This is a genomic window from Providencia sp. TYF-12, assembly GCF_041344805.1.
GTDB classification, from domain to species: Bacteria; Pseudomonadota; Gammaproteobacteria; order Enterobacterales; family Enterobacteriaceae; genus Providencia; species Providencia huashanensis.
This window is the reverse complement of record NZ_CP166833.1, coordinates 4,546,413-4,562,195: the sequence shown is the minus strand read 5'-3', so window position 1 is coordinate 4,562,195 and position 15,783 is coordinate 4,546,413. Positions and strand designations below refer to the sequence as shown.

Annotated in this window: 13 protein-coding genes; 7 read left to right on the top strand and 6 right to left on the bottom strand. The window is 39.9% G+C overall.

Annotated features, from left to right (window positions below):
* Window positions 1–236 precede the first annotated feature (236 nt).
* From ABE954_RS21380 to cpxR, 3 genes are all read right to left on the bottom strand, one after another.
* Window positions 237–1,676, bottom strand: coding sequence for a capsule assembly Wzi family protein (locus tag ABE954_RS21380; protein ID WP_371025680.1), 1,440 nt, complete (start codon window positions 1,674–1,676; stop codon window positions 237–239).
* A gap of 483 nt (window positions 1,677–2,159) precedes the next feature.
* The gene (gene cpxA, locus ABE954_RS21375; protein WP_042846694.1) at window positions 2,160–3,530 is read right to left on the bottom strand and encodes an envelope stress sensor histidine kinase CpxA; all 1,371 of its coding nucleotides are present in this window, start codon (window positions 3,528–3,530) and stop codon (window positions 2,160–2,162) included.
* Complete coding sequence (gene cpxR / locus ABE954_RS21370) at window positions 3,527–4,225, bottom strand: envelope stress response regulator transcription factor CpxR (RefSeq protein ID WP_042846693.1); 699 nt, start codon at window positions 4,223–4,225, stop codon at window positions 3,527–3,529. The genes cpxA and cpxR overlap by 4 nt, the downstream gene beginning before the upstream one ends.
* A gap of 150 nt (window positions 4,226–4,375) precedes the next feature.
* Between cpxR and ABE954_RS21365 the strand changes: the two genes are divergently transcribed.
* The 7 genes from ABE954_RS21365 to ABE954_RS21335 all read left to right on the top strand — a co-directional run bounded on the left by ABE954_RS21365 (window position 4,376) and on the right by ABE954_RS21335 (window position 11,194).
* Window positions 4,376–4,945: a Spy/CpxP family protein refolding chaperone gene (locus ABE954_RS21365; protein WP_048605735.1), complete on the top strand. Its 570-nt coding sequence runs from the start codon at window positions 4,376–4,378 to the stop codon at window positions 4,943–4,945.
* A 239-nt stretch (window positions 4,946–5,184) separates the two neighbouring features.
* Entirely contained in the window at window positions 5,185–5,766 is a 582-nt protein-coding gene (locus ABE954_RS21360) for a HutD family protein (protein WP_042846692.1), read from the top strand.
* Between the two features lie 228 nt (window positions 5,767–5,994).
* Entirely contained in the window at window positions 5,995–6,747 is a 753-nt protein-coding gene (locus ABE954_RS21355; protein ID WP_048605737.1) for a M48 family metallopeptidase, read from the top strand.
* Between the two features lie 230 nt (window positions 6,748–6,977).
* Window positions 6,978–7,619 (top strand): 1-acyl-sn-glycerol-3-phosphate acyltransferase, encoded by a 642-nt coding sequence (locus ABE954_RS21350; protein WP_042846690.1) that lies wholly within the window; start codon window positions 6,978–6,980, stop codon window positions 7,617–7,619.
* Window positions 7,616–8,560, top strand: coding sequence for a phosphatidate cytidylyltransferase (locus ABE954_RS21345; protein WP_042846689.1), 945 nt, complete (start codon window positions 7,616–7,618; stop codon window positions 8,558–8,560). The genes ABE954_RS21350 and ABE954_RS21345 overlap by 4 nt, the downstream gene beginning before the upstream one ends.
* Window positions 8,561–8,964: 404 nt before the next feature.
* Complete coding sequence (pfkA, locus tag ABE954_RS21340; protein WP_042846688.1) at window positions 8,965–9,942, top strand: 6-phosphofructokinase; 978 nt, start codon at window positions 8,965–8,967, stop codon at window positions 9,940–9,942.
* Window positions 9,943–10,180: 238 nt separating this feature from the next.
* Window positions 10,181–11,194, top strand: coding sequence for a sulfate ABC transporter substrate-binding protein (locus ABE954_RS21335; protein ID WP_042846687.1), 1,014 nt, complete (start codon window positions 10,181–10,183; stop codon window positions 11,192–11,194).
* Between the two features lie 157 nt (window positions 11,195–11,351).
* On the opposite strand, the gene ABE954_RS21330 is transcribed toward ABE954_RS21335, so the two are convergent.
* The 3 genes from ABE954_RS21330 to ABE954_RS21320 all read right to left on the bottom strand — a co-directional run bounded on the left by ABE954_RS21330 (window position 11,352) and on the right by ABE954_RS21320 (window position 15,667).
* Complete coding sequence (locus ABE954_RS21330) at window positions 11,352–12,308, bottom strand: OmpG family monomeric porin (RefSeq protein ID WP_042846686.1); 957 nt, start codon at window positions 12,306–12,308, stop codon at window positions 11,352–11,354.
* 108 nt (window positions 12,309–12,416) lie between these two features.
* Complete coding sequence (locus tag ABE954_RS21325) at window positions 12,417–14,297, bottom strand: glycoside hydrolase family 3 protein (protein ID WP_042846685.1); 1,881 nt, start codon at window positions 14,295–14,297, stop codon at window positions 12,417–12,419.
* A 425-nt stretch (window positions 14,298–14,722) separates the two neighbouring features.
* Window positions 14,723–15,667 (bottom strand): OmpG family monomeric porin, encoded by a 945-nt coding sequence (locus ABE954_RS21320; protein ID WP_166696426.1) that lies wholly within the window; start codon window positions 15,665–15,667, stop codon window positions 14,723–14,725.
* Window positions 15,668–15,783 lie beyond the last annotated feature (116 nt).

Genomic DNA, 15,783 nt, shown 5'->3' with positions numbered 1-15,783 from the left:
CTTTCGATATGTAACAAATTAATTTACAATGGAAATATATCTAAAATTATCCGAATTAAGAGTGTTAATAGATGAATAGTATGGGTAATTGATTATATTAATTAACTGAATGGTTAGATAACATCTAAGAAGTTAATGTATATTTGTTTGAAAATAGAAATATTCAACATATAAAAAAACGGGTTATGTATAAAACATAACCCGTTTAAAAGAAAGTTACGCGAAATAGGCGTGTTTTACCATTTAAACGGCACGTTTACCGTAACAGCGGCACCTAGGTCATTACGAGTTTCATAATCTGTTTTAGAAACCCACACTTTGGCATCTGTGCTGATATCATTCTCAAAGTTATGCCACCAACCTAAGTCTGCACCTTTGATAGTTTCTGATTTAGGGAACAGTTTATTACCATCGAAATTAGATTTATTCACCTTCGCATACATTAGGCGGGTGCTAACACGGTTATCATCATCAAGGGTATATTCCACTTTGGTGGTGAGCATACGGCCGTCACCGCCCATCGCGTGGCCCAGTGATGCACCTTGTTGGTAATAACCATTTTTATAAATAAAGTGGCGGTACATTACGCCGTCTTTATCCCACTCTGTATGGGTATTGGCGCCTTCAATGTACCAATTTAATGGTTGGCCCCATAGGGTGTGGTAGCCCTCAATACCGCCCATAAAGGCATTTTTCGATGGGAAAAGGTTAGCTTCATCTTCACCGACCATTTGCCCGTAAACGCTGACAGGGAGGTCAATTAATGGGTAAAGTTTTAGTTTAAAGTCTAAACCAGCTAATTGGTTACCGGGGTCATCATTATAGTCGCCAGTATTATCCCTACCACCCATAGCGTTCCAGAACGAGTTCCAATTGTTAGGGCGGCCATCGCCTCCCCACATCACGACGCGTGAACCGCCGAGTTCAAAGAAATCAGTAGGGTTCATGGTCATACGCAAACCAATTAGTTTGGTATTGGGTTGGGAAGAGTATTGCTTAATTTGCCCAGCGGTTAATTGATATTGCCATGAACCAATCCAAGAAAGCCATGGGGTTTCAAATGGGCTTTGGTCAGCACGTTGCAGCAAAAAGCCTGTGACAGGGCGAGCGGCATCGGTACGAATTAAGCTACCATCATGACCCGGCCCCCACCATTGAGGGATCTCACCAAAGGTGACCCACTGGTTCCAAATTTTTACGCCACCATAAGAGCCATTCAGGTTATAGTCTGAACCGTTTTCAACACGTAGGGCGCGTTCACCGTTGGCGGTGAGGTTTAAATCTATATCGTCAGTGCTATAGTTGCCTGAAACGGTATAACGGATGTCGCTATATTCGCTTTGTGCAAAGCCTTGCGGCATAGAATTGTGGCTAGATGCAAAGTGCGTTTCCAACTGAACACTGTTTTTAGTGCGGTTTAGGTTCTTTTTAATACGTTGAATAATCGCTTCTTGTTCGCTGTTAGTAATATTCGCATTATTTAAAGAACGTGTAATTTCTTCTTGGGATAGTGGCCAAGTTGATAAACTAATCTGAATAACGTTACGCTCTGAAAGCCAAGCCAAATCACTACGTAACTTGTTATCCGGTAGTACTAATCCCCCCGCAATGCTGTGTGTACTTATGGCACTCAGTACAGCAAGCATAGCCAGCTTGGTGAGCTTGAATTTTTTCATTGATAAATCCATTTGAAGTTGAGTTCGCCTAATATTGAACAGGTTAATAAATAAGAACCAATAAATTAAATCGATTTAAAACGTGATTAGTATCAGCACATATTATAAGTATCTTAATTTGAAGCGAGTTGGGCTTCTGTGCCTTCTTGCCGCTCTATTAAACACCACGCGTAAATCACGTAAAATAGAATATCAGATTAATATATTAGGCATAGGAAGTAATAACACATTAAGATATATAGCGATATACATTACTGCAATTTTATATTTCTAAAATCTTCCTTATTTACCAATAATATCCTTTCATTTATGTATTTTTTTAGATAAAAAGCATTTTATATTGGTGGCGTGTTTAGAGATTGTTGCTTTTGCATCCAATATAAGAATATTCCATAATAGTTTTTGAGTACATGCTTTGTGAGTAGAAATAAAAAAGCCCTCTATTTAAAATAGAAGGCTTTAAGGTCCAAACTAAGCGTTAGGTTAACGGCCGTGTTCAGGTAACCAAATTTGTAACCTTAAACCACCAAGTGGGCTATCATCGGCTTTCACCCAACCTTTGTGTTGTGTTATGGCTGTTTCAACAATAGCAAGACCTAACCCAGTACCACCAGTTTCCCTGTCCCTAGCTTCATCCGTGCGGTAGAACGGGCGGAAAATATGTTCACGGTCAGCAGGGCTAACACCGGGGCCGTCATCATCTACAGTGATCAGAATACCGTTGTTTTCTTCTTTAAAATCAACAGCAATATGGGTGTTTGAGTAACGCAAAGCATTACGCACGATATTTTCAAATGCACTACCCACCGCGGAAGGGTTACAGTACAACGGCCAAGGGCCTGGATGAGAAGTTACATCAAGCGTTTTGTTCATTTGTTCCGCTTCGAAACTTGCGTCATCTAAAATATCACCCCAAAGTTCATCTGCCTTGATGTTTTCACGGAGGATTTCGTTTTTGTGCTGGCTACGGGACAGAACAAGCAAGTCATTGATCATGCTGTCCAAACGGTGCGTTTCTGTTTCGATGCGTTCAAGTTCTTTACTTTCACCATGGCGACGACGCAGTAATGCGGTTGCCAATTGTAACCGTGTCAGCGGAGTGCGTAATTCATGGGAGATATCAGAAATTAAACGTTGTTGAGCACTAACCATGCCATCAAGAGCGCTGATCATCTGGTTAAAGCTGTTCCCCGCAGAAAGGAACTCTTGTGGACCGGCTTCCAGCTCAGGGTGGGGCCGCAAGTTCCCTTTGGCAACGTCATCTGCCGCCATTTTTAATTTACGGGCAGGGCGTGCGAGGCTCCAAGATAGCCATAATAAGAGCGGAGCACTGATTAGCATTGTGGCAATCAGTAATAAGAATGGCCTATCAAATAATAAGTTAATAAAGTCAGATTGCGGGCTGCTAGATGGGCGAACTAAGTACAGTTGATAGTGGTCTTCTCCATCACGGATAGAAAAAGGCCCTAAAATTTCAGCGCGACCGTATTTTTTCTTTTTGGGGTGATCGGCGTTATCTGATTGCCCAATGAAGTTACGAATAACTTGCATTTCACTTGGCATTGCACCGATAACACGACCTTCACTGGTGACGATAATCAACCGTTGCCCAGGCGGTGCCCATTTTTTGATGGCATTAGAGATACGACGCCACCAAAGTAAGTCATTCATTGGAGCTTGCGCAAGTTCTGCTTCTATATGCTGCTCAAGCATTTCCCCTTGGCGTTGTTCACTTTCCATAAGGACGGTGATTTGCCGAGAATCGAGCTTGGGCACCATCAGCACTAGCATTAATACTAGTGCGAGGGTGAACCAGAAAATCGCAAAGATCCTGGCGGTTAAGCTGTTGATCATGTGGCAGAAACCATTAAGTACCCTCGACCGCGCAGGGTTTTAAACCATGGCTGGCCATCAGTACGTTCAGGAAGTTTACGACGTAGGTTTGAAATATGCATATCGATTGCACGGTCAAACGGTGTTAAGCGTTTCCCGAGAACTTCTTGGCTAAGATGCTCACGAGACACTACTTGGCCTAAATGCTGTGCAAGCAGATATAACAAAGTAAATTCAGTCCCTGTTAAGTCCAAAATTTCGTTATCAAAGCTAGCTTCTTGGCGACCAGGGTTAAGCTGCAGCTTATCAACTTGCAAGACAGGGGTATTGCTGTTGTCGCCTTGCGTTTGTTCGCTCCAGTTTGAGCGACGTAATAAAGCACGAATGCGGGCAACCAGTTCGCGGTCATTGAATGGTTTTGGTAAGTAATCGTCTGCACCTAATTCTAAGCCCAGTACTTTATCTAGTTCACTGCCGCGGGCAGTTAACATGATCACCGGCGTTTGGTGTATTTGACGCAGTTCTTTTAATGTCTCAATACCATTTTTTTTCGGCATCATGACATCAAGTAAGAGTAGATCAATGGATGAGTCAATTTGTTGTAATGCTTGTTCACCATCATAAGCGATGACAACATTGAAGCCTTCCATTTCTAGCAGTTCTTTTAATAGCGACGTGAGTTCACGGTCGTCATCAACTAATAGGATTTTATGCATTTTATATGTCCTCCAACTGCCAAAATACGATAACAATCTTTACGATTCCATCACTTTACGTTCTTTTACATGCTCTGACGCTAGTTTGCAGCCACAGGTGTATATTCATTCACATTGAATCACGAGCACAGTTCATAGACAAGGAACCAAATGCTGAGAACAACACATAGCAAAGTACATAATACAGTACATAAAACCGCAATGTTAGTTTTAGCTTCTGCATTTGTGTTTGGCCCAACAGTTGCTTTTGCAGAAGTTTCGCAAAGTGCGGCAAATGAAAGTTCGGCACCTTTGATGCTACAAATGCAATCTGAGCAAACTTCATCAACAGGGCATGCCGTTGTGCCATTTCAGCATCATGAAATGTTTAGCAGTGAAGAACGCGCCAGCACCTTTATGTTTAATGGTATCACGTTAAATGAGAAACAACGTCAGCAATTACGTGATTTAATGGCAACGCAGCGTCATTATCATGTTGATAACACGGCTTCCATTCGTGAACGTGAAGCACTGCACAAATTAATTATAGCGGATAGCTTTGATGGCAAAGCGGTTCGCGAGCAACTTGAAAAACGAATGCAAAGAGAACTGGAACAACGTGTTGAAATGGCGCGAATTCATCATGAATTATACCAGTTGTTAACGCCAGAACAGAAAGCAGAACTTGAGCAAATTCACCAACACAAGATGGCTGAATACCAAGCGATGCAGTTTCAGTAAGTATCGTAGTAATACAAGTTAGTTAGTTTTATATTTTGAGTTTTTATGTAAGTAGTGAAGTAGCAATAAGTGAAGTTTTTCCTTGCCATAGACACCATCCCTGTCTTTTATAGCCCCTGTTAGGGGCTTTTTTTTTATCGCAACACTCGCTTTTGATTTATAGTTGTTAGCTATAGTTAGCAATTCAATTAGGGTCGCTATGATAAAATAACGTATCCATCAAAAGCAGGGTTCACCTTATGATTCAGATATTAACAACACAAGATTATCGCAATATGCCTTGGAAAAATGGCCAAGGTTCAACCCTTGAAGTGGCTCGTAGTCATGGTGAGGGTTTAGATGACTTTGATTGGCGAGTGTCGATTGCTGATGTAAAAACGGCGGGGCCATTTTCTCATTTTATGGGGCGGCAGCGTATCATTGGTGTACTAGAGGGGGATGGGCTTATTTTACATGTCGATAATAATGCGCCAGTTGCACTGAAATCTAAATCATTCTTTGCTTTTTATGGTGAAAGTGACGTACATGCCGAACTAATTAACGGCCCCATTCGTGATTTTAACTTGATTTATAACCCTGAAAAATATGCCGCTCGGTTACAATGGGTTAATTCAACGTCAGCTAATTCTTGGCATAGTGATGCCAACGAAATTTTAATATTTAATAATAGCCATAGTTTAAATATGGAAATCAATTTAGAAAACGTTTATTTAAATCAATCTGAAACCTTATTGGTTAAAGGGAATGAGCGGGTCTTGAATTTTAGTCTTGAACAAAATAAGGAAAGTGATTTTTGTATAATTGAGTTATTTATTAGGTAGTTGCAATTTATGATGACTCTATATTCGCATATTTTCTGTGAATTAAATGTTTAAAGTGTTATTTGTCAGAACAATGTTCTGACAAATTTGCAATTTTAATAAAAACATTATCAAATTCATATATTGAATAATTATGGCTTTATTCCTATTGTTATTTTCCGCAGAATTTATAGGCTTTAGCATTACTAAAAAATATAATACTTATATATTCTAAAGGAAAAATGTTCTATGAAAATGAAGGCACTTGTGGCGGTCGCTGTTTCTGCTGTCATCTTAACGGGCTGTAAAAACTTAGACCAAGGGATGCTGACTAACTCTGGTATGCAGTTATTCCAAGCAGCAACATTGAGTGATTCAGATGTTAAACAGCTAAGCGATCAATCTTGTAAAGAGATGGATGCACAAAACAAAATTGCTCCCGCTTCTAGCAAATACGCTAAACGTTTAGATAAAATCGCAAAAGCACTGGGTAATGAAGTTGACGGTACTCCAGTAAATTATAAAGTTTATCTGACTAGCGATGTGAATGCGTGGGCGATGGCAAATGGCTGTGTCCGTGTATATAGCGGCTTGATGGATGTTATGAATGATAACGAAGTCGAAGGCGTTTTAGGCCATGAAATGGGCCACGTTGCATTAGGTCATACACGTAAAGCTATGCAAGTTGCATACGGTGCCGTAGCAGCACGTACAGCAGCGGCATCAGTGGGTGGCGTTGCAGAACAATTAAGTGCATCTCAATTGGCTGCTCTAGGTGAAAAACTGGTTAATTCTCAGTTCTCTCAACACCAAGAAAGCCAAGCAGATAACTTCTCTTATGACCTGCTGAAAAAACGTGGCATTAAGACGGAAGGTTTAGTGACTGGTTTTGAAAAACTAGCCAAAATGGGTAGCCAAGAGACAAGTATGTTTGACTCTCACCCACCATCAAGCGAACGTGCGCAAAATATTCGTGACCGTATTGCGGCCGACAAAAAATAATTATTAATTTTGTCTACTCAGTGTAGCGGCGTAAATACATGCCGCTACACCTTTGTTATTCCCTACTGTTTGTCTTAGTATCGCTGTCCTTATATTATTTGATGATATAAATCAGAACTTACCCCGTTGTACTCTTGTTATTGACTCTCTATCTTAACCAATTAACGATATTCAGTTTTTTTCGTAATTTTGCAGTTTTACTTGTGATAAAACGCTAGCAAGGAAAAAAGATGGAAAAAGTGCAGAAAATTTCTCTTCTCGCGAAGGGAATGGGCATGTTGTTATCGGGAACTTGTCGTTTATTAACAGGCGTTCGCACTCGTTGGGTGGGCTGCCAGCCATCAATGACCCCCCGTATTTATTATGCAAACCACTCAAGCCACCTTGATGGCCTAGTTATTTGGTCTGGTTTACCCCCTCTTATGCGCCATTTTGTTCACCCTGTAGCGGCGAAGGACTATTGGGATAAAACACCTTTTCGCCGCTATCTTGTTAATAAAGTATTTCGTGCAGTATTGGTGGAAAGAAAAGGGGACAAACCTGCACAAAATGCTATTTTGCAACCGCTTGAGTCGGTATTGGATGCTAAGCATTCTTTGATTTTATTTCCTGAAGGGACAAGGGGTGATGGCGAAACGTTGAGCCAATTTAAAAGCGGCCTTTATCACCTTGCGAAAAAATATCCTGACGTTGAAGTGGTTCCCGTGTATTTGGAAAACTTAAATCGGGTATTACCTAAAGGCACCAAACTTGTTGTTCCAATAATTTGTTCTGCAATGGTGGGTCAGCCATTGGCACCTCTAATGGAAAATGAAAATAAAACGGTGTTTTTGCAACGCGCAAAAGCAGCACTTGAGGAGTTGATGCCATGAGTATTTGGGACAGTGAGCTCGTTTTATTATTATCTGGTGTATTTGGTATATTAGTGTTTGCGAGTGTGATCGGCGGCATTTTAGCTTATCGCTACTCTGGTGAGAAAAGTAACCCAACCATTGATAACTTAAATGCGCGTATACGTGCATGGTGGGTTATGTGCATTATCTGTGTGCTTGCCGTTGTGTTAGGTAATATTGGTGTGGTGATCTTATTTGCCTTGATATCATTCTTCGCACTAAGAGAGTTTATTACGTTAACGCCAACACGTAGAAGTGACCATGAAGCCCTATTTTGGTGCTTTTTCGTGTTCATTCCGTTGCAATACTTGCTTGTTGGTATTGAATGGTATGGGTTATTTTCGATTTTTATTCCTGTTTTTGTCTTTTTGTTTTTACCGACCCGAATTGCCTTAGCTGGGGATACTTTTCATTTTCTTGAACGTACCGCTAAAATTCAATGGGGAATGCTAGTCGCTGTTTTCTGTTTAAGCCATGTTCCTGCTTTGTTGATGTTAAATATTGAAGGTTATGAAGGGGAAAATGCAAAATTATTACTTTTCCTGATCATCGTGACGCAGATTTCAGACGTGCTTCAATATGTATTTGGCAAACTGATGGGTAAGCACCCTATTGTGCCAAAACTTAGCCCAAACAAGACGATAGAAGGTTTTGTCGGTGGCATTTTATCTTCTGTGTTGATCGGGATATCCCTTTATTGGGTGACACCTTTTAGCTGGTGGGTTGCCGGGCTGATGTCATTAGCGATCACGATTATGGGGTTTGTTGGTGGTTTATGCATGTCAGCGATTAAGCGGGATAGCGGAATTAAAGATTTCGGCGCTATTATTGAGGGGCATGGGGGGATGTTAGATAGAATTGACTCACTGTGTTTTGCTGCTCCAATTTTTTTCCATTTAACGCGATATTACTATACATAAAGGTATTTCGTTTTCGTTTTTGTTCGTTTATTCAAAAGCACCGTAAGGTGCTTTTCTTTTGTTTGACAGATACAGCATAGGATGAATTTAAGTGTTATCATCAATACTTAATTTTTATTTCAAACTAAGATGCGATCTAGGGCTATAGCTGGTTAGTCTAGGGCATTACATTTATTTAGTGCTGAAATATTTACCTATTGGGGTCATCAGCTAGAATTATGTAAACTAGATCACAATAAAGCATAAAAGCTTGATGGAAAGCAGAGGCATCATCACCTATTTGCCGTATTATTTGCTAGGTGAATCAATTCAGCTTTGTAGTTAAACGCAGTTAGCACGAAAAAATTAAGTAACTCAATGAGTTTATAGATTTGCAATTTTATATTCATTAATCAGAGGTCATCATGGTCAAGCAGATTAAAAGAATTGGGGTTTTAACGAGTGGTGGTGACGCACCGGGCATGAATGCAGCGATCCGCGGCGTGGTACGCGCAGCGTTAGGCGAAGGCTTAGAGGTCATGGGTATCTTTGATGGGTACCTCGGGTTGTATGAAAACCGAATGAAACAATTAGACCGATACAGTGTGTCGGATATGATTAACCGTGGTGGTACTTTTTTAGGTTCAGCACGTTTCCCACAATTCCGTGATGAAAAAGTGCGCGCTGTTGCGTTTGAAAATCTGAAGAAAAACCATATAGATGCATTAGTGGTTATCGGTGGTGATGGTTCATATTTAGGGGCTAAGTCACTGACAGAAGCTGGTTTCCCATGTATTGGCCTGCCGGGGACAATCGACAATGATGTCGCGGGTACGGATTACACTATCGGTTATTTTACTGCGCTTGAAACCGTTGTTGAAGCGATTGACCGCCTACGTGATACCTCAACATCCCATAAACGTATTTCTATTGTTGAAGTGATGGGGCGCTATTGTGGTGACTTAACGCTATCCGCAGCCATTGCCGGCGGTTGTGAGTTTTTGGTATTACCAGAACAGGAAATGGCATTTGACCGTGAAGAGCTGTTATCAGAGATTAAACGCGGCATCGAAAAAGGCAAACGCCATGCGATTGTGGCTATCACTGAGCACGTTTGTGATGTTGGTGAATTAGCAAAATATATTGAACAAGAGACGCATCACGAAACACGTGCGACGGTTCTTGGCCATATTCAGCGCGGTGGCTCCCCAGTGGCTTATGACCGTATTTTAGCTTCTCGCATGGGGGCTTATTCAATACAGTTGCTGCTTGAAGGCTATGGCGGGCGTTGTGTTGGTATCCAAAATGAGAAATTAGTACACCATGATATTATTGATGCTGTAATGAATATGAAAAGGGTCTTCAAGAAAGACTGGTTCGATACAGCGAAAAAATTGTATTAATCCCTCTGTAATTGCAAATCTCTCCTGCATGGTTGGTTTCTACTGTGCAGGTTTGATGCTATTTTTCGCCCTAGACAGCTAGGTTGTTGAGTTAATATTCGTTTTGTAGTCTTGTTGCGACCCGCTTGTTTTTTATTCTACATATTCCCCATACGCATAAGTTTTTCTTTTTAATTATTTCTCGTAATTGATTCTATCTGTCAGCCTCTTCCTTATCTAAAACTTGATGGGGTAAAAGATGACGCATTCATGGCAGGTGACAAAGTCTCGATTGGCAGCAGCGTTGCTATTAGTATTAACTACAGGCACTTGGGCGAAAAATATTCAGTTGTTGAATGTATCTTATGATCCAACCCGAGAGTTTTATCAACAATATAATCAGGAGTTTAGCGATTATTGGAAAAATAAAACTGGTGATAGTGTGACTGTTCGCCAATCTCATGGTGGGTCAGGTAAGCAAGCGATATCGGTGATGAATGGCTTAGAAGCAGATGTGGTGACATTGGCATTAGCTTATGATGTGGATGCTATCGCGCAAAGTGGCCGTATTGATAAAGACTGGGCCAAAAAACTTCCTGATAACTCAGCTCCTTATACATCGACTATTGTTTTTTTAGTCCGCAAAGATAACCCCAAAAATATCCAAGATTGGGATGATTTAATTCGTCCGGATGTTTCTGTGGTGACGCCTAACCCGAAAACATCTGGGGGGGCTCGTTGGAATTATTTAGCCGCATGGGGCTATGCCTTAGATAAAAACCAACAAGACTCTGAAAAAGCAAAGCAATTTGTAAAGCGGCTCTATCAAAATGTTGAAGTATTAGACTCCGGCGCTCGTGGTGCAACGAATAGCTTTGTTGAGCGTGGGATCGGTGATGTATTGATAGCTTGGGAAAATGAAGCGTTACTCGCTATCAATGAATTAGGGGAAAATGGCCAGTTTGAAATAGTGACACCCAGCATTTCTATTTTAGCTGAACCAACAGTCGCTGTGGTGGATAAAACCGTTGATAAACGAGACCGCAGAGTTGTTGCTGAAGCTTATTTAGCCCATTTATATTCCTTACAAGGGCAGGAAATCGCTGCGAAAAACTATTATCGCCCACGAAATAGTGAAGTTGCTAAAAAATATCGTCAGCAGTTTCCTGAGCTTAAATTGCTGACCGTCGATGAAAGCTTTGGCGGATGGCAGGCGGCACAAAGCACGCATTTTGCCAATGGTGGGGTGTTTGATGAAATTATTCAGCGTTAATACGTTTTATATTTCACACTATAGTGCTGTTGGCTACGTTGATTAACCACTGGTGTATGCATCTAGGGGAGCTTAGCGCGAACTATTTTGAGTCTAACTAATAATCAGTGGGATATCATTCCTAGCCTGTGAGGGGCAGACTAGGAATGAGGTTAATTTATTGCCACTGATATTTCACACCTAATTGGCCAAGATAGAAGGTTTGGCGGTTGTTGCTTCCAGAGGTGATCCCTGCATTTTTAGGGTTTTCCCAAGTGCTTGGCTCAACGGCGAAGCCACCCCAAAGAGTGAGTTTTGGTGTTAAGTTATAGAAAACTTGAGTCCCGACGCGATAGCCATCCTTCACTTTTTGCGTTGTACGTTTGTTACTATCATAGTTATGTTCATTTAAATAGTAGCGAAAATAGGGCATAACGCTCCAATCTTGGTTGAGTGTTATTGGGAAGTAGCCGCGAATTTGGTTTTGTTCCCACGTCTTATTGAAGTCTTTATCCCATGTCCAGTCGGTATACATATAGACTTTTGCGGTTGCAGAATCATTGATTTTATAGACTAAACCGTGTTCAGACTCCCACTCATAACTATTCGCTGCATGGAAATTATCGTAGTGGTATATCGCATCCCAGAAGTTAAATGCCCATTTGTCGTTAAAATTATAGGTTCCACTAGGCATTAACCAAAACATGGTATTCGATGGGCGTGCTTGTGTACCCGGTGCAGAATCATTTGATTCTTTTCGGTAAGTTACATTTAAGTTGAACTGCCCAATATCACTTGAATACATTTTTCGCGTTGCACCAATTTGTGTGCGGTTACGAATAAACGAATCTTTTGAAGTTGAAAAGTCGTGGTTATAGCTACGTAATGATTCCTTGTGCTCAAGGAAAAAGCTCCATTTTGACTCTGGGTTAACTAAAAATAGCTGGCCTATCATGCTGGTTTTATCAAAAACTTTGCGATCATTAGTATTATGGTGGCCTTCAAATTTTTCGAGTTCCATATATACGTTAGAAGATATTCGCCAATAATCATTGTTTACTGGCTCTGCCGCAAAAGCAGATGCTGTTAGCCCAGATAGTGCGGTAAGAAATAAACCATTCAGTGAAGTTTTCATTTTAACCCTTTATTTTTTATGTGTTTTTTATTTTTAGTGCCGTTGTGACGGACGTGAGTATCTAGCCTTTATACCGTGGAGGTATAAAGGCTAATTTGTTAATAAGAATTAATATGTGGTGTGGTAGTTTTCACCATGACCATAAGGGAATAGGATTTTGTCCCCTTGTGGGTTTTTGATATTGACGGGGAGCAACCCTTGAGGTGGGTTTAGAGGTTGTGCAGCGCGGTTAGCAAACAGCGTACGTAGCCCGCTACGGATATTAGTTTCCAACGAATTGCGGTTATTATTAGTCACATCGAAGCCAGTGATCCCATAAATAGCAATGTTAGCTTTAACATCATTTAAATAGGCAATGTCATATGGATTACGTGAAGAAATAACAACAAGCGGTATATTTGCGTTATTAGCAGCATCAATAATTAGCTGAGCATTTGTTGGGGTATCTTTCAGGTTATAGGTTGTCAGTAAAATTAAATCTTGTTTTTTAACGATATCTCTAGCCTCGCTTTTTGATAGCGTATTTTCATTTAGTTTTATTACATTGTCGCTGCTATTAATGATTACGTCTGTTTCTTCCGCAATATCACTTAACTGTTTCTGGATTAACGCATTACGTGGTTTTTCATCAGAAATAACTAAGATACGGTTTTGAGGTTTTAGCTGGTAGGGCAGAATATTATCATTCTTAATTAATGTAATTGCTTGTTCAGAAACCATATTTTCTAGGTCTTTATGGCTTTTAGACGCTACAATTTGTTTAGCCTCAGTGAGGTTAATAGGCTGCGCCGTAATTTCTTGTTGAAGTTTTTTCAAGACGACTCGTTTTGCCGACTCATCAATACGTTTTTTTAACTCAGGGTTTTTCGCCGCTTGTGTTTCTAAGTAACGATACATGTTATCTAGGCGTGTAATTGCTTCTGTATCCCACATCTTTATTGGCATTAATACAATATCGGAACCCGCTAACAGTGATGTTTCGACGGCCCAATTAATGTCAAAGTTGTCAGCTATTGCCCCCATGTCCATTGCATCAGTGATAATTAGCCCATCATACTTTAGCTCATCGCGTAAGATACCGTGTAAAATAGGTTTGGATAAGGTTGCTGGGGTGCCAACTTTTTTCCCCGCCAACGTTGTGATTTTATGGTCATCAAGGGCAGGGACAATAATATGAGCGGTCATGACCGCATCTGCGCCATGTGCTAAAGCATATTTAAATGGGGCGAGTTCAGTAGAATGCCACGTTTTTGTATCAGAATTCACCACAGGTAAATCAACGTGGGAATCGGCGGAAACATTACCATGTCCTGGGAAATGTTTAATAGAAGTCAGTAGGTTATATTTATGTATCCCTTTTATATAGCTGGTGGACAATGTTTCAACTAGGTTTTTATCATCAGAATACGAGCGGACACCAATCACAGGGTTATTTTGGTTGTTATTAATATCAACGACAGGGCCAAAGTTGATGTTAAACCCAAGGCTAGATAACTCATATCCGTGGATCATCCCTGTCAGTTCAGCAAGTGCGGGGTTACGAGTCGCGCCTAAGGCCATATTTCCCGGCATTTCAGTCCCAACTCTCAAGCGTGTTACATATCCGCCTTCTTGGTCGGTGCCGATAAATAAGGGTAAATTACTACGAGATGATTGTAATTGATTAATAAGTTCAACGGTTTGTGGTGTATCTATTAAGTTTTCACGGAATAAAATAACAGACCCTAAATGGTATTGGTTGATCACTTTAGAGACTTCATCATTCATAGCAAGGAATGGGGCTGGGTCACCATTGCTATCGTTATTCCAATATCTGAAATCCAACATAAATAACTGGCCGATTTTTTCTGCTTCAGACATGTTATTAACGATTTCTTCAGCTGATTTTTGTTTATTTTTCCATAAATCATTGAGCTGGGCTTGTGTCATTGGGTCGGCGATTGACCATGCACTGAAAAGGCATGCAGCCAGTAAGGTAAGCTTTTTCATATTATTTTCTCTAGGTTATTTTTCGAGGAATAATAAGTGCCAAAATTTATTTATGATGTGAGAAAAATCACAGTTGATACTATTCTTCATTTTAAGGTAGTGGGAATAGCGAGGAAATAGTGACTTAGATATAGCAGATTCATTTGTATGATATTAAACAATAATTATCCCGGAATAGTTTATTATTACCTGGAATAATTTCATTTTGGGATTATTTCGTTGTGTGACCTAAGCCTTAAATATGGTTAAATAGTATATATATCTTTGTATCTTGTTTATGCTTTATTGTTTCATCGGGCAATTTGGTTTTTATTTGATTTAATTTTATAAAATTAGTAAATGGCGAGCAAAAATATTAAAGCCACATATAAAAGCAACGTGGCTTATTTTTCTATAAAAAATAACTAAGCCCTATGAATTAAGGGTTACCAAGTATATTTTACCCCAATTTTTCCAAGATAGAGTACTTGTTTATTATTATCGCCAGAGGTGATGTCATTCTTTTTAGAATATTGCCATGTAGTGGGTTCGTAAGCGGCACCTCCCCATAACGTTAATGAGGGAGTAACATGGTATTCCACATCAGCACCAATTCGGAAACCATTTTTAGCTTTTTGCGTTAAGTAATGGTTTTCATCATAAGTGTGTTCGCTTAAATAGTAGCGAAAGTAAGGTGTAAACTGCCAATTGTCATTAAGAGTAATGGGAAAATATGCCCGAAGCTGTGACTGTATAAACCGGTCACTGAAACTGTTATCCCATAGTTTATCTATATAAACGGTTAGTTTGGCTTTCAATGCATCGGAATGTTGATAAGTGATACCATATTCTGTTTCTGCTTCATAACTATTGGAATTAAAATAGTTACTATAGTAAAGATAAGAAAGCCAAAAATTAAATGACAAATTATCGTTAAAATAATAGTTACCTGATGGAGTTAATGCATATAAGCGATTTGATGAGCGAGCTTTGGTGCCTGGAGCAGAGTCATTGGATTCTTTACGATAGCGGAAGCTAAGGTCGAGATCAGATTGTTTTGATTTAACCAATTTCTTTGTGATATCAAATTGGGTTCGGTTGCGAATATAAGCGTCCCGAGATGGGCTAAAATTACGCCCATGGTTTCTTAATGATTCCCTGTGTTCTAGAGCAAAATGCCAGTCTGATGCGGGGTTGGTTAGCTTTAATTTCCCAACAGTGCTGATTTTGTCGTAGACTTTATTGTTGAATGCATCACGTTGACCGCGATATTCTTCTATTTCTAGATAAACATTGGTTTTTATATGCCAAGCATCCTGTTTTTTTTCAGAAAAGCAAATAGTCGGGAATATAATTATGATGCTATAAATTAGACTAACTATATATTTCATATTTATCCTTTATGATGAGATGAATAATCATTGTTGATTTTTTAAGTTGGATAAATCTGAATTATATTTTATTTTTAGTCTACTGTTATTATTTGATTTATGAGGAATGATATTTG